Consider the following 18,120-nt stretch of genomic DNA (forward strand, 5'->3'; position numbering starts at 1 on the left):
GCGCGGTGCGTGCGAACCGGCTCAGCGATAGGTCCAGAGCCGGTGCAGCACGAACGTGACGGGCGGCACGCACAGCACGACCGCGACGATGCTCCATGCGCGGGCGAGCCCCAGCGCCTCGGTGCCGTGCGCCAGCAGCATCGTCACGACGAGGCCGGCCATCGCGACCGCGAGAAAGCGCACGAAGTTGCTCCACGTCACCGGCGACGAAAAACTCCACAGCGTATTGGCGAGATACGAGAACGCGGTCGAGCAGACGAACGCGATTGCGTTCGCGACCACGGGCGTCGCGTCGAACAGCGCGAACATTGCGGCAGCGATCAGCGCATGCAGCGCGGTCGAGCCGAGGCCCGACACGCCGAAGCGGATCAGCCTGGCGCGTTCGGCGGCATAGAGGGTGCGGATCATCGTGGGCGGTCGTTCGGGCAGCGTGGCGTCGCGGGAAGCGGTGCCGCAGTATAGCCGCGCGAGCGGGCCGGCCCTGCGCCGGCCGCATGTAAAGCGCATGAAACGTTTCGCGCTGGCAACCGGGTGAATTTTCGCGGCGAACCGGGCCGGCCGGCTCGCTCCCCGTCGGTAAATTTTCCGCGCATCATTGTTCAGCCTTATCCCGCAAGGCCCGGCCGTCACGCGTCCGGCGAGCGCCGCGCATCGCATGTTTCAGTTTCGCAACTTCCGGCATTCCACACCCGCTCGAGCTGCCGGCCGGCCCGGCCGACCCCTTGTCCGGACGGGCTCGCGCGGAGCTGGCCCGCTCCTTGCGGAGAGTGTCGTGCGAGAGTCGACGACGCGAGGTCCGTCCGGTTCGGCGGCGAAGGCAGCCGGGTCCGGCCAGGACGCAGTCCGCGGGGATGCGGTGTCGGAGCGCGGTGCAGCGGCCGCGTGACGGCGAGCACGGCGCGTCGTCGCCCGATCGTCGGGGCACCGGCATGATCCGGTTGCCGGAACAAACATCACACTGCATACGGGGTAGAAAAATGAACGATCGCCACACGCCGCGGCTGGCAGGCCGCGATCGCAGTGATTCGGGACATCGCCGGTCGAACGTCGCACTTGCAGCCGGCCGGCATGCCTCGACAGGCCATCTCTCCGCGCCCGGTGCGAGGCGGATCCGGCTGGTTGCCGGTCATCCGCGCCGGGTCGGCACTTTCCTGCACGCCAACCCGATCCGCATGGGCATGTGTACACGGGCGCCGGTACCGCGACGCCCGATCTTCGCCTATTGACTCAAGCAGCACGACCTCCTTTCGCATTGCCCGTCGCTCCCGCGAGCGATTGATCTGCAATCCGAATGATGGTCGACACGTCGTGCCGCGGAGGCGATGCACGACGAGAAGGATTCGATGCGACGGCGAACCGCGCGATGCCGTTGCCATCCGGTTGAAGGGGAGGGGCGGTCGGACGCGCGCGACGGGAGCAGTACCCGTACGCGCGCGACGCCGTTTTTTCAACCGCCGTAGATGTCGAAGTCGAAGTACTTCGACGCGAGCCGCTTGTAGGTGCCGTCCTTCACCATGTCGACGATCGCGCGGTCGATCTTCGCCTTCAGGTCGGTGTCCTCCTGGCGCAGCCCGATGCCGGCGCCGATGCCGAGCACCTTCTCGTCGACGAGTTCGGGCCCGACGAACGTGTAGTTCGCACCGCGCGGCGATTTCAGGAACCCGATCGCGGCCTGCACTTCATCCTGCAGCGCCGCGTCGAGGCGGCCCGACGTCAGGTCCGCATACACGCCATCCTGGTTCTGGTACGACACGACGTTCGCGCCTTGCTTGCCCCAGTACGCCTTCGCATACGTTTCCTGCGTCGTGCCCTGCTCGACGCCGATCGATTTGCCCTTCAGCGATTCGGCCGTCGGCAGCAGCGGCGAGCCTTTCTTCACGACGAGCCGCGTCGGCTGGTTGTAGATCTTCGTCGTGAAGCCGATCTGCTGCGCACGCTGCGGCGTGATCGACATCGACGACAGCACCGCGTCGAACTTCTTCGCCTTCAGCGCCGGAATCATGCCGTCGAAATCGTTCTCGAGCCACACGCACTTCGCCTTCAGGCGCGCGCAGATCTCGTTGCCGAGGTCGATGTCGAAGCCGACGAGCTTGCCGTCGGGCGCCTTCGACTCGAACGGCGCGTAGCTGGCATCGGTGCCGAAGCGGATCGTGGTCCAGTCTTTCGCGACGGCGGGGCCTGCGGATACCGCGAGCAGGGCGATCGAAACAGCGGCAATCAGTCTCTTCATGGTGCGTTCCTTGGCGTGGTGCATCCGGTTTCTGTGCGACACGGTTTCCCGGACACGCGTCGCGTTCCGACGCGCTGTCCGCATGGCCATTAACGCAGAAAATAAAATCTGAGTCCAGAATGGACAAAAAATATCGTTTTGTCGGAGGCGTGGACCGATCGATGGGGGACGACCCTTGCAAAAATGCGAAAATGGACTAATCTTGTTAGTAAATTCATTTCGAGACTAACGATCATGTCACAGCCCGCCTACGATTCGCATTCCGCCCCGCCACAGGCTTCGGTCGCGCAGATGTCGGCGGCTGGCCTGCGCGCGTTTTTCAACATTGCGCGCGACTGGGAGCTGACGATCGACGAGCAGATCGTGCTGCTCGGGTCGCCCGGCCGTTCGACGTTCTTCAAGTGGAAGGCCACGCCGGAATCGGCGCGGCTGCCGCGCGATACGCTCGAGCGGCTGTCGCTGCTGCTCGGCATCTACAAGGCGCTGCAGATCCTGCTGCCGCAGCCGGCCGCGGCCGACGCGTGGGTCAGGCGGCCCAATGACGCGGCGCCGTTCGGCGGCAAGCGCGCGCTCGACCGGATGCTCGCCGGTAACGTCGGCGATCTGGTCGCCATCCGGCACTATCTCGACGCGATGCGGGGTGGCTGGGCGTGACGACACCGATCGAAACACGACAATGGCCCACGACCGCCGTCGACTGGGCCCCGGCCTACCGCGTGATCCCCACCCGTTTTCCAGCGATCAACCTGTTCGATCGCGTGGCGTCGGCAGACGATTTCGATGCGCTGTACGCGCTCGAATCGCTGACCAACGACCGCATCCGCAACGAAGTCGGCACGCTCGGCCTCGTGCCGCCCGCCGAGCGCCGCTACGGGCAGGGCTGGGGGCCGATCATGGCCGCGTTCACGCACCTGAATCCGCTGGGCAGCCGCTTTTCCGACGGCAGCTACGGTGTGTTCTACTGCGCCCGCTCGCGCGACACGGCGATCGCCGAAACGCGCTATCACAGCGGGCTGTTCCTGGCCGCGACGAAGGAGCCGCCGATGCGCCAGCAGATGCGGCTCTATACCGTGCTCGCGCAGGGCGACGTGGCCGACGTGCGCGCGTGGCCGCAGCGCGATCCCGCCTTGTTGCATCCGCTCGACTACAGTGCGGGGCAGGCGCTCGGCCGCGCGGTGCGCAACGCGGGCGGTGCGGGGATCGTCTATCCGTCGGTGCGCGACCCGCGCGGCGAGTGCCTTGCCGCGTTCCGCACGACGTTGCTGCGCGACTGTCAGCACGCGGCCTATCTCGAATACAACTGGAACGGCTCGGCCGTCGATGCGGTGTTCGAACTGAACCAGGTCGGCTAGCGTTCGCGCGTTCGCGGGCGGTTGCGCGGCGAGGGCGCCAGCCGGTGCACCGGCGCGTCGGCGCATCAGGGTAGCGGCCAGTCGCCCGCGTGGCGCTCGCGCGCTTCGGCTTGCGTCATCGACCACGTGCTGCCGGTGCGCGGCTCGGCGAGCGTGAGCCGCCCGGACGGCGCGAACGCACCCGTATCGATGAACCATTGCGCGCCGATCCGCTGCGGCGCACGCACGGGCGTGTGCCCGGTGCAGGTCAGCGACAGCCCGGCCTGCCGCGCCGGATCGGCGAGCCCCTGAACGAGGTCGCGGCCCCAGATCAGCCGCTCGCGCACGTCGTGCGGATAGTTGCCCGCGTCGAGATCCGTGTCCGAGCCGAAGAATTCCGCATGCAGCACGTTGAAGCGGTCGGGGCCGTCGCCGATCACGCGCACCAGCGGCAGCGCATCGACGCGCGCCGCATGGGCGTGCAGCCGTTCGGGCGGCAGATCGGCGCCCCAGTCGCCGCCGATCCCGCGCCACGCATCGGGCGGCACCTTGCCGCGCGACACGAGGCTCAGCACCTCCTCGTGATTGCCGCGCACGACGTGGCACCACGGGCGGTCGAGCAGCTCGAGCGCGATTTCGGAGGCCGGGCCGCGATCGACGAGATCGCCGACCGAGAACAGGCGGTCGCGGGCCGGATCGAAGCGGATATCGTGCAGCAACGCGCGCAGCACGTCCACGCAGCCGTGCAGGTCGCCGACGACGAAGTCGCGGCCGGACGTGTTCGCGGCGTGGCGGCAGAGGGGGGCGGTGGCAGTCATCCCCTTATCTTAGGCGCTCGTGCCCATCGCCACGTCACGATGGAATGGCGATAATCGGGGCGCGTTACCCGCCGGCACGGCGCAGCGGGCCGTCCCGCGCGCCGGCCGAACCCTTTCCATCCGCTTTCGGAATGACACGATGACGTTTTATCCGCAGGTATTACGCAACCGGCCGCGCATGGTCGCGGCGTTCGTCGCCGGCGTGCTGTGCGCGGTGCTGCTGCCGTTTCCGATGCGTCCGGCCGTGCGGGCGCTGATCGGCTGGGATTGCGCGATCTGGCTGTATCTCGTGCTGATGTGGGTGCGCATGGTGACCGCGCATCATCACAAGGTGCGCGAAGTCGCGATCCGCGAAGACGAAAACGCGACGACCGTGCTGACCGTCGTGTGCTTCGCGACCGTCGCGAGCGTGGCCGCGATCGCGATCGAGCTCGCCACGGCCAAGAGCGTCGGCTTCAGCGCGGGGCTCAGCCACTACGCGATCACGGGCGCGACGCTGTTTGGCGCCTGGTTCCTGATCCCGACGATCTTCACGCTGCACTACGCGCGGCTCTATTACGGATCGCCATCCAACGACCGTGCGCTCCGCTTCCCCGACCGCAACCCCGAACCCGACTACTGGGATTTCCTGTATTTCGCGTTCACGCTCGCGGTCGCGTCGCAGACGGCCGACGTGTCGCTCGCGAACCGCTCCGCGCGGCGCTCGGTGCTCGCGCAGTCGATCCTGTCGTTCTACTTCAACATGGCCGTGCTCGGGCTGTCGATCAACGTGGCGGCAGGGTTGCTGAGCTGACGCCGGTTACTTGAGCAGGTCGTACGGGCCGCCGCGTTCCAGCGCCCGCTGGTACGCGGGCCGTGCGTGGATCGCGTCGAGGAAACGCGCGATCGCGGGATACCGGCTGCCGCCGCCGCGCGAGGTCGCGGCTTCGAGCGGAAAGCTCATCTGGATGTCGGCCGCGCTGAAGCCGTTGCCGACGAACCAGCCGGTGCGTTGCAGTGCGCTGTCGATATGACCGAGATGCAGCGCGATCTGCGGATCGACGAAACCCGACTGCAGTGTTTCAGCGATCTTGCGCGCGATCGGCCGCGCGAAGAACGGCATCGGCGCATGCGCGATCCGCAGCGCGACGAGCTTGAGCAGCAGCGGCGGCATCGCCGACCCTTCCGCGTAGTGCAGCCAGTACGTGTAATCGTGCCGCTCGGGTGAGCCGGGCGGCGGCGCGAGGCGCCCGTTGCCGTAGCGTTCGACCAGGTACTCGATGATCGCGCCCGATTCGGCGAACGTATGGCCGTCGTCGGTGACGACCGGCGACTTGCCGAGCGGATGGATCGCGCGCAACTCGGGCGGCGCGAGCATCGTTTTCGGATCGCGTTCGTAGCGCACGATCTCGTACGGCACATCCAGTTCTTCGAGCAGCCAGAGCACGCGCTGCGAGCGCGAGTTGTTCAGGTGATGGACGGTGAGCATGTCGAGGCCGGAAAGGGGCGGAAACGACATCATACCCAGCGCGTGTGGCGCGTACGCGAATCCAGTCCTGCGCCGCGTCGAACCGCTACGCGCCCCGCACCGCGACCCACGCGCCCCAGAACAGGCTGGCGAAAAAGCGCAACGGCGCGTCGAAGCCCGCATCGCGCAGCAGCGCGAACACGGCTTCCTCGGAGGCGGGCGGATCGGCGCCCTGCAGGATCTTCGCGAGTTGCGCACGCACGGCGTCGGGCGTGGCGCCCTTCATGCGCCAGCGTTGCTGCCACGCATCGAGCAGGCGAGGGTGGTCCGCGTAGCGGCGATGGTTGCCGGCGAGCACGAGCGGCGCGCCGGGCTTCAGGCGCCGCGCGATCGCGTGCAGCAGTGCGGCCTTCGCTTCGTCGCCCGGCACGTGATGCAGCACGCCGATCAGCGTCGCGCCGTCGAACGCGGGGGTGTCGGGCAATGCGTCGACGCCGTCCTCGATGAACACCGTGCGTGCCCCGTAGCCGGCGGCCTCGACGTTCGAGTGCGCAAGCGCGAGCATCGGCGCAGACGGATCGACGGCCGTGAACTGCCAGCCCGGTTCGAGTGCGGCCGCGACGCAGATTTCCTGGCCCGTGCCGCCCGCACCTGCGACAAGGATCCGTGCATCGGTCACGCCGATCGCCGACGCGAGCATGCATGCGCTGAGTTCGTGGCACGCATCGTAGCCGGCGAGCGCGATGCGCGATTGCTCGGCATATTCTTGCGCGCGTGACGGATCGAATTTCGCGGCGCTGGCGGGAAGCGACATGGCGGGTTCCTTGGGTCGATGGCGGACGACGTGCCCGCGGGCATGACGCAGAGCGTAGGGGCGCGCGGCCGGCGCAACAAGGCGAGCGGTCATTCCGGTATGCCGACTACCCGACTCGCCGGCATGGGCCGGCGCACCCGATTCCCCGGGGTCGATTCGCATTTAAAAATGTCTGACCAGCCTGCATCGGGATGGCGAATCCGGCGCATACTCGGTTCTCTCCCCCCGCCTGGCCGTCGCATGCCGGGCCCCGATGCGCCGCGCCACGGGCGCGGCCATGCCGCTCGGCACGCACGAGGAGCGCATGATGTCCGATTGTCCGCACGATCCGTACGCGCAGCACTACATCCATTGCTTACCGTTTGGCGCGCAGCCCTGCGGCGCGCTCTCCACGACACCGCGCACGCATTTCCGCGTGTGGGCGCCGGGCAGTACACAGGTCCAACTCGAACTCGATTCCGGCTCCGACCCGACGCTCGTTCCGATGACGGCCGCCGGCCCGAACTGGTTCGAAGTCTTCGCCGACTGCGGCGCGGGCACGCGTTACCGCTATCGCCTCGACGACGCCGTGTCGATTCCCGATCCCGCGTCGCGCTCGCAACCCGACGGGCTCAACGGTCCGAGCGAGGTCGTCGATCCGCGCGCATTCACGTGGCGCAACACGTTTTGGCGCGGGCGCGCGTGGGAAGACATGGCGCTTTACGCGGTCCGTCCGCACGCGGTGGGCGGCTTCGACGGCGTGCGCCGCCGCTTGCCGCAGCTCGCACGTCTCGGCGTGACCGCGCTGGAATTGCTCGCGTCGCCGCACGACAGCCTGCCGTTCGCGCCGCTCGCGGCCGAAGGCGGCCCCGACGCGCTGAAGGCGCTGATCGACGACGCGCACGGCTACGGGCTCGCGGTGCTGCTGGAGCTCGACTACGCGCGCTTCGGCAGCGGCACCGATGCGCTGCGCCATTACGCGGTGCCGTTCTTCCATACGCGCGACGATCCGTTGCAGGCCGCGCCGCTGGCGCTCGATCATCCGGAAGTCTGCGATTTCTTCTGCGACAACGCGCTGTACTGGCTCGACGAATACCGGTGCGACGGGCTGCGCCTGCGCGAAGCCGACCGGATCGGCGTGTCGTGGCTGCGCGAGATCGCGGATCGCGTGCGCGCGGCCGTGCCGGCCGACCGCCTGATCCACCTCGTGCTCGGCAGCGAGCGGCATCCGGCGCATCTCGCCGATACCCATTTCGACGCGCAGTGGAACGGGTGCGGCGAACGTGCGCTGCACCGGCTGACGGGGCGCGATACGTCGGCCCACGAAGGCATTTCCACGCACCAGTCGATCCACACGCTCGCCCGCGCACTGACCGCGGCCGGCGCGGCATTTCAGCCGGCCGCGTCGGGAGAGGGCATGGCGGCCGACAGCGGGCTGGCGCTGACGTCGCTCGTGCTTTCCGATGGCGCGTGGCGCGACAGCGGCCCGGGCGATCAGGCGCAGGAGGCCGGCCTGGCCGCACTCGCGCTGTCGCTGCTCACGCCGCAGATCCCGCTGATCTTCGATGAAACCGCGCGCGACACCGATCGTGCGCATTTCGTGCAGTCGGCGCTCGCGGTGCGCGCGAAGCTGATCGCGCCGCGGCTGTCCGATTGCCGGCCGCAGGACGCGCATGCGCTGAAGGCGGACGGCGACGGCGATGCCGATGCGCTGCTCGCGTCCTGGCGGCTCGCCGACGACGAGACGCTGACGATTGCATTGAACCTGTCGCCCGATGCGCTGCGGTTCGACGCACCGGGAGGACGCGTCGTGTTCGAGACGCCGGCGCGCGCGCGCGATCGTGTCGATGAAGGGGAATTGCCGCCGTACTCGCTCGTTGCGTGGTTGACGGGTGACGTCAACCGCTATGCGCTGACGCACGATGCGCGACGCATCGATGACGGTTCGTGGCGCGGCATGCGTCCGAACCTGAACGCATGAGTAGATGACGGCGTGACGGTTGGAAGGCCGGGCGCATGCGCGCCCGGCTGGGCCGCAGGCAATCCCGGACTTACCAGAACCCGCGAATCCCCGCGATGCCGTGCGCGCCGTGGCGGCGCGCGTCGTCGAGATGCGTGCGCGTCATTCCGCCGAGCGCGAAGACGGGCATCGCGGCCTGGGCGGCCAGCGTATCGAACTGCGCCCAGCCGAGTGTCGGCGCACCGGGATGACTGAGCGTCGGCAGCACGGGCGACAGCGTGACGAAATCCGCGCCGGCGCGTGCGGCCAGCAGCAGGTCGTCTTGCGAATGGCAGGCGGCCGACACCCAACGGCCGGCTGGCAGCGGCCGCTGCGCGGCGGCGCGCAACGCGGTGCCGTCGAGATGCCAGCCGGCGCCGTCGAGCCGCATCACACCGGCGGCATCGATCGGGCCATTGAGCATCAGGTGGGCGCCGGCCGCGTCACAGCGCGCGAGCGCTGCGGCGGCAAGCGACGCGAACGCGGCCGCATCGAGCGATTTCACGCGCAGTTGCACGAGCGTTTCACCGCGCGCGAGCACGGCCGACAACCGGTCGAGGAATACCGCGCGATCGGCTGCCGACGCGGACGCCGGTTCGGGCGTGATCACGCAGCAGCGCGGCAGCATCGCGTTCATCGCGCGACGCAACGAGGGGCCGTCATTCGTCGGCCTCTTTCATGCCCTTCGGATAGACGCGCACGAGCACGATGCGCGGCCCGTTCATCTTCTTCACGACGACGTCGAAGCGGTCGAACGACACGCGTTGCCCTTCGGTCGGCAGGTCGCTGAGCGCCTGGATCACGAGGCCGCCGACCGATTCCGCGCGGCCTTCGTCGATGTCGATGCCGAGCGCCTGCTCGAGCGACACGACGGGCAGGCTGCCCTTGCCCATCAGTGTGCCGTCGTCGAGGCGGCTCCAGTCGGCATCGCCCTGGCGGAACTCGTCGTGGATCTGGCCGACCAGCGCGCCGAGCAGGTTGTCGAGCGTCAGGAAGCCGATCGGCTTCTCGCCCTTGTTGCCGACCAGCGCGAAGTGCGGGGCGCCCTTGCGGAAGCGGCGGAACAGGTCGAGCGCCGGGGTGTCGGGCTTCACGTACTGCACCGGGCGCACGTAGTCGGACAGGTCTTCGAGCGCGGCGCCCGCGTGACGCGCGAGCAGCAGGTCCTTCAGGTGGATCAGCCCGCTCACCTGTTCGCGCGACGCATCCTCGAACAGCGGATAGCGGCTGAAGCGGTGCCGCGCGACGATCTCCATGTTGTCGGGCAGCGGCAGGTCGCGCCGCAGGCCGATCATTTCATGGGCCGGCCGCATCAGGTCGGATACCGTCATCGACGAGAAATCGAGCGAATGCGCGAGCGTGTTCCACTCGTCGTTGCTGTACGTGCCGCGCGCCGGCTGCGCCGTATTGCCGGCCGTGCTGCGGCGGCTGCGCAGGATCAGCTTCAGCTCGTCGGTCGAGTAGTGCGCGTCGCTGCCGTGGTCGGCCGACAGCCCTGCGAGCCGCAGCACCGCGTTGGCGCTGGAGTTGAGCACCCAGATCGCCGGATACATCGCCCAGTAGAACGCATACAGCGGCAGCGCGACCCACAGGCCGACCTTCTCCGACTGGCGGATCGCCATCGATTTCGGCGCCAGTTCGCCGACGACGATGTGCAGGAACGAGATCAGCGAGAACGCGAACACGAGCGAGATCAGGTGCACGACGCGTTCGGACTGCACGCCGATCAGGTCGAGCAGCGGGCCGATCAGTTGCGCGAACGCCGGCTCGCCGACCCAGCCGAGGCCGAGCGACGCGAGCGTGATGCCGAGCTGGCACGCGGAAAGATACGCGTCGAGCCGGCCGTGCACGATGCCGAGGATGCGCCCGCGCAGGCCATGCTTGCGGGCAAGGGTCTTGACGCGCGTCGCGCGCAGTTTGACGAGGCCGAATTCGGCTGCAACGAAGAACCCGTTGAGGGCCACCAGGAACAACGCGCCGATGAGCGCGAAGATCTGTAACAAAGAATCGCTCCGGTTATGACAGGCCCATCAGTATAGAGCCAGAAAGGAATTTGTAATGTATCGGGCGGCCGATTGCTTACACCGGCGCCTCGCAGGGAATGGAGAACGAGAGGGTGACGGCCGCGCCGTCGGCGAATGCGTCGTGCGTCAACGTGCCGCCGTGCGCGAGTGCGACGCGCTGGCACAGTGCGAGCGCCCAGGCGTTTCGTTTCGCGTCGCGCTCGCGCAACATCTCGCGCCGGGCGAACGCTTCGAACGCGTGCGGTAGCGCGGGATCGGCGAGCGCGTCGGCGTTCACGGTGCACGTGGCGCGCGCGCTGAACTGCACGCCGTCGCGTGCGCATGCGAAGGCGACGCGGCTGCCCGCGGCGCTCGCTTCGACGGCCGTCGTCAGCAGGGTCCAGAGCGCCTGGGCGACGCGTTCGCGGTCGACGACGAGCGTCGGTTCGCCGTCCGGCAGCGTCGCGTCGAGCGTGACGTGTCGTGCGTCGGCGAGCGCGAAACGGACGAGCGCGAGCGTGTCGTCGAGCAGCGCGCGCAACGCGAACGGCCGTGGCGAGATCGCGAGCGTGCGCGTTTGCGCGCGCGGCGCGTCGAGCGCGTCGTCGATCAGCGCGACCTGCTGGTCGATGCCCGTGCGGATGCCCGCGAGCGCGCGCTGCAGGTTTGGGTCGGCGTGGGCGAGCTGGCGCTCGAGCACGTACGCCCAGCTGTGCATCGCGTTCAGCGGGCTGCGCAGGTCGTGCGACGCGGTGGAGAGCGCCTGGTCGCGCAGGAACAGGGCCGCCTGGGCAGCGTAGTGCGCTGCGCGTTCGCGCAGCAGGTCGGCGGCGGGATCGGCGGAAGTGGACGTCACGGAGCGGGCCTGTCGGAAGCGGTTGGCGTGGAAGTCACGCGAACCGCCATTATAGGGACGGTGCGTGTCACGCCGGCAGCGCGTCCTCGTCCTTTTTCCGGGCGTCGCCGTTCGGCAGCAACTGGCAGGCGAGCAGGCCGGCGAGCATCAGCGCGCAGCCGACGAGCGCGCGCAGCGTCAGCGTTTCGCCGAGCGCGGCCCAGCCGGCGATCGCCGCGAACACGCCTTCCATGCTGAAGATCACGGCCGCGTGCGCGGGCGCCGCGTCGCGTTGCGCGACCACCTGCAGCGTGTAGCCGACGCCCACTGACAACAGCCCGCCGTACAGCAGCGTCGGCAGCGCGCCGCGCAGCATCGCGACGCTGACCTGCTCGACGGCGAGGCCGACCGCGAGGCACGCGACACCGCACACGAGGAACTGCAGGAACGCGAGCACGAGCGGGTCGTGGCGCTTCGCGAGATGGCCGACGGCCATCACGTGCGCGGCGATGATGACGGCGCCCGCAAGCTGGAACCAGTCGCCGTAGAGCACCGAGAAGTGCTCGTCGATGCTGAGGAAATACAGGCCGATCGCTGCCAGCAATGCGCCGAACCACGTGCCCGCGCCGATCCGGTGGCGGGCGAACACGCCCATCAGCGGCACGATCACGACATACAGCGAGCTGATGAAGCCGGCATTGGCGACCCGCGTGTATTGCAGGCCGAACTGCTGCAGCGAAATCGACACCGCGAGCAGCCCGCCGAGCGCGAGACCCGGCAACAGCAGCGCCGGTTCGCGGCGGATCGCCGCGAGCTGCGCGCGCGACGCCGTATTCAGCATCAGCAGCGGCACCAGCACGAGCGCGCCGAGCAGGAAGCGCAGCCCGGTGAACAGGAACGGCCCGATCACGTCGAGACTCAGGCGTTGCGCGACGAAGGCCGAGCCCCAGATCGCGGCGGCGGCGAGCATCAGCAGGTTGGCGCGGACGTGCTTGCGGGCTTCGGGTTTCATCGGAATTCTTCAGGAGATTGCGGGCGACGGAACCCGCTAGTTTACGCCGAGATTGCAAGGCTGTCGGCAAACCTGCGCAGCGCGGCGGCGGCCCGGATGTCGCGTACGCGCGAATACAGCACGACCTGCGATTGCGGCAGCGGCGGCAGTCCGAATTTCGCACCGACGTCGACCAGCGTGCGCGGCGCGACACGCCGTGCGAGCGGGCAGACGGCGAGCCCTGCCGCGGCCGCGGCCGTGACCGCCGCGACCCCGCCGCCAATGAAGCGCTCGCGCCACGGCAGCCCTGCACGGTCGAGCGCGCGCAGCGCGGCGGCGCGCACGCCGCACGGGCCGGCGAGCACCGCGAGCGGCAGCGGCTCGCCCGCGCGCACCACCCAGTCGGGCGCGGCGAGCCAGGCCAGCGGCTCGGTAAACAGCAGCGTGCCGTCTTCGCGCGGCGGATCCTCGCCCGGTTCGTGCCGCACGATCACGGCATCGAGCCGGCGTTCGTCGTATTGCGCGAGCAGGCCGGTCGACGTTCCGAGATGCATTTCCAGCGACAGCCCGGGATCCTGCCGGTGCAGGCTCGTGAGCACGGCCGGCAGGTCGGGCACCGCGACGTGCTCGCTGACGCCGAGCGACAGGCGGTAAGTGCCCGCCGAGATCGCGCCGAGCGCGTGCTCGTGCGCATCGAGCAGCGCGCGGGCGGCCGGCAGGAAATTCTCGCCGTCCGCCGCCAGCTTGACGACGCGCGGCGTGCGCGCCAGCAGCGGTTTGCCGAGGTGGGCTTCCAGCCGCTTCAGCTTCAGGCTGACGGCCGATTGCGTGGTGCCGAGCGCATCGGCGGCGCGCGTGAAGCTGGCGAGATCGGCGACCAGCACGAACGCGCGGACAGCATCGAGATCGAGTACTTTCATTTCAAGTGTAAATGAATGAAATATCTATCAATGACTGTTCATTATAGATCGGCGGGCCTAACCTGACGCTGTGTTTCCGTTCTTCAACGTTACCCACCGACAGGAGCAGGACCATGCCATTCACCCGTATCGCCGTCCGCGAAGGCAAACCGGCCGCCTACCGCGCGGCACTCGTCGACGGCGTGCAACGTGCGCTGGTGCGCACGTTCAACGTGCCCGAGGACGACATCTTCATGGTCGTCACCGAGCATGCGGCCGAGAACTTCGTGTATGGCCGCCATTACCTCGACATCGAGCGCAGCGACGATCTCGTGATCATCCAGATCACCGCGAACAACACGCGCACGCTCGAGCAGAAGCGGGCGCTGTACCGGGCGATCGCCGACAACCTCGCGGAGCAGCCCGGCGTGCGGCAGCAGGACGTATTCATCAATCTTGTCGAGGTGCTGAAGGAGAACTGGTCGTTCGGCCATGGGCTCGCGCAATACGCCGTTTGACCTGCGACAGGCCGACAGGGCCAGACCGTCGCCGGCACGTTTTTGCGACGTGTACTATGGAAGCTGCTTCACGGGCGACGCCGGCGCGGATGATGCGCCGGCGATCCTTCATGTGCAGGAGCTTCCATGTCGCGTGTGCTGGAAATCGTGTTGTCGCTGTCGCTGGAAGGGTGGCCGGTCAAGGCTGCGAGTCGCACCCGCGGCACGCAGCGCGACTTCGGCGCCGAACTCGTGCGCGCGTGGCGGATCTGCCCGCAGGTGCGGATGCGTCGCGGCCATGAGCGCGTGACGATCGAGCCATGCCAGATCGAGGAGGCCGAAACGAGCCCCGGCGCGAGCTGGTGGACGTGGGTCGAGTCGAACGCGCACGGCAGGCGGGTCGTCGCGTCGCGTACGAAGGCGTTTGCGCCCGGCGTCACCGAGCGCGAACTGTTCGACGCGGAGCATGCGGGCATCGTCGTCGCGATGCCGTTACCCGTACCCGTGACGACGACCGCGGCCGATGCCGATGCACCGGCAGACGAAGTCAATGGCGTCGCGCCTGAGGCCGCCGAGCCTCCGGCTGCGGGTGCGCAGCCCGAAGCGTCGGCGCTGCGCCTCATGAGCGAACGGCGGCGCGGGCGGTGGGCCGACGACAGCGGCGTCGTGGTCGAGATGACGCTCGACGACATCACGCTGACCGGCGGCGGCGAGCCGCCGCGCCGCTACGTCGAGCTGCGCCTTGCCGCACCCGACTGGGAAACCGTCGCCGCACGCACGGCCGCGCTGCATGCGCTGTTCGCCGCGGCGCGCGAGCTGAGCGGCGCATGGCCCGCCTTCGTGCAACTGACGAGCGTGATCGACCGCGCCTGCGCGGGCGAGCCTGCGGCGGCCGGGCTGGTCAAGGCGCGACTCGTCGACCTGACCGGCATCCGCACGCAACGCGGCGCGTTGTTCGCGCTGGCCGGCGACATCACCGCGCAATGGCTCGGCAACGAGCGTGGTGTGCTCGACCACGACGATCCCGAATTCGTGCACCAGATGCGTGTCGCGCTGCGCCGCCTGCGCACGCTGATGCGCTTTTTCCCGCGCTTTGCCGACCGCGCATGGCAGGACACGCTCGGCGCCGACCTGCGCTGGGTCGCCGCGCTGCTTGGCACGGTGCGCGACTGGGACGTGTTTTCGACCGAAAGCCTCCCTGCGCTGATCGCGGCCGACGGCGGTGACGGCGACTGGGACGGCACGCTCGATGCCGCCCGCGCGCAGTCCATGGCCGCGCGCGTCGAGCTGCGGCAAGCGCTCCATTCGGCCCGCTATGCGCGGCTGACGCTCGGCTGGCTCGAATGGCTGGGCACGCTGGCGCTGCCGGCAGCCGAAGGCGACGACGCACCGTCGCTGCGGCGTCACGCAACCAAGCGCGTGCGTCGGCTGTTCGGCCATCTCTACGCGTCGCCGTCGCTCACGTCGCTCGATACGGCTGCGCGCCATCAGGTGCGGATCGACGCGAAGCGGCTGCGTTACGCACTCGAATTCTTCGCATCGCTGGCGTCGCGCCGCACGCGCAACGAGACGGTCAAGACGCTGACGCGCGTGCAGGGCGTGCTCGGCGAAGCGAACGACACGATGGTCGCACTGCATCACCTCGAGCAGCTGGCGGTGCCGCCGTACCAGCTCGGCTTCGTGCGCGGCTACGGCGCGGCGCTCGAACAGCGCGCCGCGCGCGACGCCGAGACGCTGCTCGCCAGCCTGCGTCCGCCGAAGCTCGACGGCAAGCCGGGCTGAGCGGCGCGCGCTGACTATAATGGCCGCCCGTTTCCCGAAGGCATGCCGATGACCGACGCACCGCATTTTTCCTCGTCCGCCGAACCGCTCGAACTGGGCGGCGAGCTATGGTTGCGCGCCGGCGAACAGACGCTCGGCGGCGCGACGCGCATCGCGCTGCTCGCGGCGATCGGCGACACCGGCTCGATCACGCGCGCGGCGAAGGCCGTCGGCCTCAGCTACAAGGCCGCGTGGGATGCAGTCGACACGATGAACAATCTCGCCGGCGAACCGCTCGTCGCACGTTCGACGGGCGGCAAGGGCGGCGGCGGCACGACGCTGACGCCGCGCGCGACCTCGCTGATCGCCGCATTCCGGACGATCGAGCGCGAGCATCGCCGCTTCATCGAGGCCGCGAGTGCGGCCGTTGCCGGCTTCGACGTCGACTGGGCGCTGATCGGCCGGATCGGGATGAAGACCAGCGCGCGCAACCAGTTGTTCGGCAAGGTCGCGTCGATCGTGCGCGGCACCGTCAACGACGAGGTGACGCTCGTGCTGCCGGGCGGGCAAGCGGTCGTCGCGGTGCTCACGCACGAAAGCGCCGATGCGCTCGGTTTGCAGGAAGGGGCGGACGCCTGCGCGCTGGTGAAGGCGTCGTGGGTCGTGCTGGCGGTGGACGATGCCGATGCCGACCTGAAGGTGTCCGCGCGCAACCAGCTGAGGGGCAGCGTGGAAGCCGTGGCGGCGGGCGCGGTGAACAGCGAGGTGACGCTGGCGCTGGATGGCGGCGGGACGCTGACGGCCGTCGTGACCAACGACAGCGTTCAGGCGCTGCAACTCGACGCCGGCCGTCGGGCGATCGCGCTGTTCAAGGCGTCGAGCGTGATTCTCGCGGTGACGGGCTGACGCAGCAGGCAGGGCGGCGCGCGTCGACAATCGTGTGACGGACGGGGCGAAGCCGGCATCGCACAGCGCGTGCACGGCACCGGCTTCGTTTCCGCTTTCAGCTTATGCCGCTACGCGCGGCTTCTCTCAGGCTCCAACGTGCCTGCCACGACCACGGCCTCGCGCGCTCAGGTGACGCGCGTCGGCCACTCGGCGTGCGGCGGGGTCGCCTGCACGCGTCCTTCGCTCAGCTGCACGACCTGGTCGCCGAATGCGGCGACGTCGTCGGGGTCGTGCGAGATCAGCACCATCGGGATATCGAGCCGCGCCTGCAGTTCGGCGAGCTCGTGGCGCATGCGCTGGCGCATCGCGCCGTCGAGCGCCGCGAACGGTTCGTCGAGCAGCAGGATCCGCGGTTGCGCGACCAGCGCGCGCGCCAGCGCGACGCGCTGTTTCTGCCCGCCCGACAGTTGCGACGGATACTGCCCTGCGAGCGTTTCCAGGTCGAACGCGCGCAGCCAGTACGCGACTTCCGGCGGCACCGTCTTCGCGCGCGGGTTGCGCAGCCCCGACGTGAGCCCGAACGCGATGTTCTGGCGCACGTTCAGGTGCGGAAACAGCGCATAGTCCTGGAACAGGTACGCGACACGGCGGTCGCGGGTCGGCACGTCGATGCGGCGCGCGGCGTCGAACAGCGCTTCGCCGTTCAGCGTGATCGAGCCTTCGTCGGGCGACAGCAGCCCGGCGATCGCCTGCAGCGTCATGCTCTTGCCCGCGCCGGACGGCCCGAACAGCACGACGCGCTGTGTCGTCGCGGTAAACGACATGTCGAGCGTGAAGCGGCGCTCGGCGTTCGCGTAGGTCTTGCGGATGTCGACGACGAGGCTCATGCGGGCCTCCGCCGAAGCCATCCGGCCGTGGAACGGAAAGAACGGAGCATGTGCTTCATGTCAGTTGGCTCCGCCGGGCGCGCGACGGCACGAGCCAGCCGGTCGCGAGCAGCACGAGCACGCAGGTGATCGACGTCACCAGCACGAGGAAGTTGGCCGTGTTGTCGTCGCCGGCCTGCACCGCCGCGTAGATCGCGACCGACAGCGTCTGCGTGCGGCCGGGCAGGTTGCCGGCGATCATCAGCGTCGCGCCGAATTCGCCGAGCGCGCGGGCAAACGCGAGCAGCGCGCCCGCGAGAATGCCGCGCGTGGCGAGCGGCAGCGTCACGCGGAAGAACACCGCGACTTCGCCGAGCCCGAGCGTGCGCGCCGCACGTTCCAGATGCGGATCGACGCCTTCGAATGCCGCACGCGCCGACTTCAGGATCAGCGGAAACGCGACGACCATCGACGCGATCACCGCGCCCTGCCACGTGAACACGAGCTCGATGCCGAGCCTGTCGAGCCACGCGCCGAACACGCCGCGCCGGCCGAGCAGCACGAGCAGGTAGTAGCCGAGTACCGTCGGCGGCAGCACGAGCGGCAGCGTCAGGATGGAATCGACGACGTCGCGCAGCGGCGAGCGCCAGCGCGCGAGCACGAACGCGGCCGCGACGCCGAGCACGATGTCGAGCACGGTCGCCCAGCCGGCGACCTTCAGCGACAACAGCAGCGGTACCCAGGCGTCTTGCATCGCGATAC

20 protein-coding genes are annotated in these 18,120 nt (G+C 69.0%); 8 read left to right on the forward strand and 12 right to left on the reverse strand.

Translation table 11 applies throughout. The features are described 5' to 3' along the window. Positions 1 to 21 precede the first annotated feature (21 nt). The gene (locus OHZ10_RS23260; protein WP_342705870.1) at positions 22 to 408 is read right to left on the reverse strand and encodes a GtrA family protein; all 387 of its coding nucleotides are present in this window, start codon (positions 406 to 408) and stop codon (positions 22 to 24) included. Positions 409 to 977: 569 nt separating this feature from the next. On the opposite strand from OHZ10_RS23260, the gene OHZ10_RS23265 reads away from it, so the two are divergent. Further along, positions 978 to 1,226 (forward strand): hypothetical protein, encoded by a 249-nt coding sequence (locus tag OHZ10_RS23265; RefSeq protein ID WP_081051935.1) that lies wholly within the window; start codon positions 978 to 980, stop codon positions 1,224 to 1,226. 221 nt (positions 1,227 to 1,447) lie between these two features. On the opposite strand, the gene OHZ10_RS23270 is transcribed toward OHZ10_RS23265, so the two are convergent. Next, positions 1,448 to 2,230 (reverse strand): ABC transporter substrate-binding protein, encoded by a 783-nt coding sequence (locus OHZ10_RS23270; RefSeq protein WP_059240775.1) that lies wholly within the window; start codon positions 2,228 to 2,230, stop codon positions 1,448 to 1,450. 234 nt (positions 2,231 to 2,464) lie between these two features. Here OHZ10_RS23270 and OHZ10_RS23275 point away from each other — a divergent pair, with 234 nt between their 5' ends. Further along, positions 2,465 to 2,884, forward strand: coding sequence for an MbcA/ParS/Xre antitoxin family protein (locus OHZ10_RS23275; protein ID WP_059237345.1), 420 nt, complete (start codon positions 2,465 to 2,467; stop codon positions 2,882 to 2,884). Continuing rightward, the gene (locus OHZ10_RS23280; protein WP_256086631.1) at positions 2,881 to 3,582 is read left to right on the forward strand and encodes an RES family NAD+ phosphorylase; all 702 of its coding nucleotides are present in this window, start codon (positions 2,881 to 2,883) and stop codon (positions 3,580 to 3,582) included. Before OHZ10_RS23275 ends, OHZ10_RS23280 begins: the two co-directional genes overlap by 4 nt. A gap of 65 nt (positions 3,583 to 3,647) precedes the next feature. Here OHZ10_RS23280 and OHZ10_RS23285 read toward each other — a convergent pair whose 3' ends face one another. Then, on the reverse strand, positions 3,648 to 4,379 hold the full coding sequence (locus OHZ10_RS23285; protein WP_059237343.1) for a metallophosphoesterase: 732 nt from the start codon (positions 4,377 to 4,379) through the stop codon (positions 3,648 to 3,650). Between the two features lie 139 nt (positions 4,380 to 4,518). Between OHZ10_RS23285 and OHZ10_RS23290 the strand changes: the two genes are divergently transcribed. Then, positions 4,519 to 5,172: a DUF1345 domain-containing protein gene (locus OHZ10_RS23290; RefSeq protein WP_059237342.1), complete on the forward strand. Its 654-nt coding sequence runs from the start codon at positions 4,519 to 4,521 to the stop codon at positions 5,170 to 5,172. A 6-nt stretch (positions 5,173 to 5,178) separates the two neighbouring features. On the opposite strand, the gene OHZ10_RS23295 is transcribed toward OHZ10_RS23290, so the two are convergent. Together OHZ10_RS23295 and OHZ10_RS23300 are read right to left on the reverse strand one after the other, a co-directional pair. Next, complete coding sequence (locus tag OHZ10_RS23295) at positions 5,179 to 5,847, reverse strand: glutathione S-transferase (protein WP_059240774.1); 669 nt, start codon at positions 5,845 to 5,847, stop codon at positions 5,179 to 5,181. An 85-nt stretch (positions 5,848 to 5,932) separates the two neighbouring features. Then, positions 5,933 to 6,640 (reverse strand): class I SAM-dependent methyltransferase, encoded by a 708-nt coding sequence (locus OHZ10_RS23300; protein ID WP_256086630.1) that lies wholly within the window; start codon positions 6,638 to 6,640, stop codon positions 5,933 to 5,935. A 307-nt stretch (positions 6,641 to 6,947) separates the two neighbouring features. Here OHZ10_RS23300 and OHZ10_RS23305 point away from each other — a divergent pair, with 307 nt between their 5' ends. Then, a complete protein-coding gene (locus tag OHZ10_RS23305; protein ID WP_342705984.1) occupies positions 6,948 to 8,600 on the forward strand; it encodes a DUF3459 domain-containing protein in 1,653 nt (550 codons plus the stop codon). 70 nt (positions 8,601 to 8,670) lie between these two features. Here OHZ10_RS23305 and OHZ10_RS23310 read toward each other — a convergent pair whose 3' ends face one another. The 5 genes from OHZ10_RS23310 to OHZ10_RS23330 all read right to left on the reverse strand — a co-directional run bounded on the left by OHZ10_RS23310 (position 8,671) and on the right by OHZ10_RS23330 (position 13,367). Further along, positions 8,671 to 9,255, reverse strand: a complete 585-nt coding sequence (locus OHZ10_RS23310) for a thiamine phosphate synthase (protein WP_342705871.1) — start codon at positions 9,253 to 9,255, stop codon at positions 8,671 to 8,673. Between the two features lie 22 nt (positions 9,256 to 9,277). Continuing rightward, positions 9,278 to 10,621, reverse strand: coding sequence for a hemolysin family protein (locus OHZ10_RS23315; RefSeq protein ID WP_059237339.1), 1,344 nt, complete (start codon positions 10,619 to 10,621; stop codon positions 9,278 to 9,280). Positions 10,622 to 10,697: 76 nt separating this feature from the next. Beyond that, the gene (locus OHZ10_RS23320; RefSeq protein WP_059237338.1) at positions 10,698 to 11,477 is read right to left on the reverse strand and encodes a sensor histidine kinase; all 780 of its coding nucleotides are present in this window, start codon (positions 11,475 to 11,477) and stop codon (positions 10,698 to 10,700) included. Positions 11,478 to 11,544: 67 nt separating this feature from the next. Continuing rightward, entirely contained in the window at positions 11,545 to 12,468 is a 924-nt protein-coding gene (locus OHZ10_RS23325) for a DMT family transporter (protein WP_342705872.1), read from the reverse strand. Positions 12,469 to 12,509: 41 nt separating this feature from the next. Then, positions 12,510 to 13,367 (reverse strand): LysR family transcriptional regulator, encoded by an 858-nt coding sequence (locus OHZ10_RS23330; RefSeq protein ID WP_059237336.1) that lies wholly within the window; start codon positions 13,365 to 13,367, stop codon positions 12,510 to 12,512. Positions 13,368 to 13,480: 113 nt separating this feature from the next. Between OHZ10_RS23330 and OHZ10_RS23335 the strand changes: the two genes are divergently transcribed. The 3 genes from OHZ10_RS23335 to OHZ10_RS23345 all read left to right on the forward strand — a co-directional run bounded on the left by OHZ10_RS23335 (position 13,481) and on the right by OHZ10_RS23345 (position 16,510). Beyond that, entirely contained in the window at positions 13,481 to 13,864 is a 384-nt protein-coding gene (locus OHZ10_RS23335) for a tautomerase family protein (RefSeq protein ID WP_174992788.1), read from the forward strand. Between the two features lie 126 nt (positions 13,865 to 13,990). After that, positions 13,991 to 15,625: a CHAD domain-containing protein gene (locus OHZ10_RS23340; protein WP_342705873.1), complete on the forward strand. Its 1,635-nt coding sequence runs from the start codon at positions 13,991 to 13,993 to the stop codon at positions 15,623 to 15,625. 48 nt (positions 15,626 to 15,673) lie between these two features. Then, positions 15,674 to 16,510, forward strand: a complete 837-nt coding sequence (locus tag OHZ10_RS23345; RefSeq protein ID WP_342705874.1) for a TOBE domain-containing protein — start codon at positions 15,674 to 15,676, stop codon at positions 16,508 to 16,510. Between the two features lie 167 nt (positions 16,511 to 16,677). Here OHZ10_RS23345 and OHZ10_RS23350 read toward each other — a convergent pair whose 3' ends face one another. After that, the gene (locus tag OHZ10_RS23350; protein WP_059237333.1) at positions 16,678 to 17,379 is read right to left on the reverse strand and encodes a sulfate/molybdate ABC transporter ATP-binding protein; all 702 of its coding nucleotides are present in this window, start codon (positions 17,377 to 17,379) and stop codon (positions 16,678 to 16,680) included. A 55-nt stretch (positions 17,380 to 17,434) separates the two neighbouring features. Next, positions 17,435 to 18,112 carry a molybdate ABC transporter permease subunit gene (gene modB / locus OHZ10_RS23355; RefSeq protein WP_174992785.1) on the reverse strand — a complete coding sequence of 226 codons (678 nt, stop codon included), beginning with the start codon at positions 18,110 to 18,112 and terminating at the stop codon, positions 17,435 to 17,437. Positions 18,113 to 18,120: the final 8 nt, after the last annotated feature.

The sequence above is a fragment of the Burkholderia arboris genome (genome assembly GCF_038723655.1).
Lineage (GTDB): Bacteria > Pseudomonadota > Gammaproteobacteria > Burkholderiales > Burkholderiaceae > Burkholderia > Burkholderia arboris.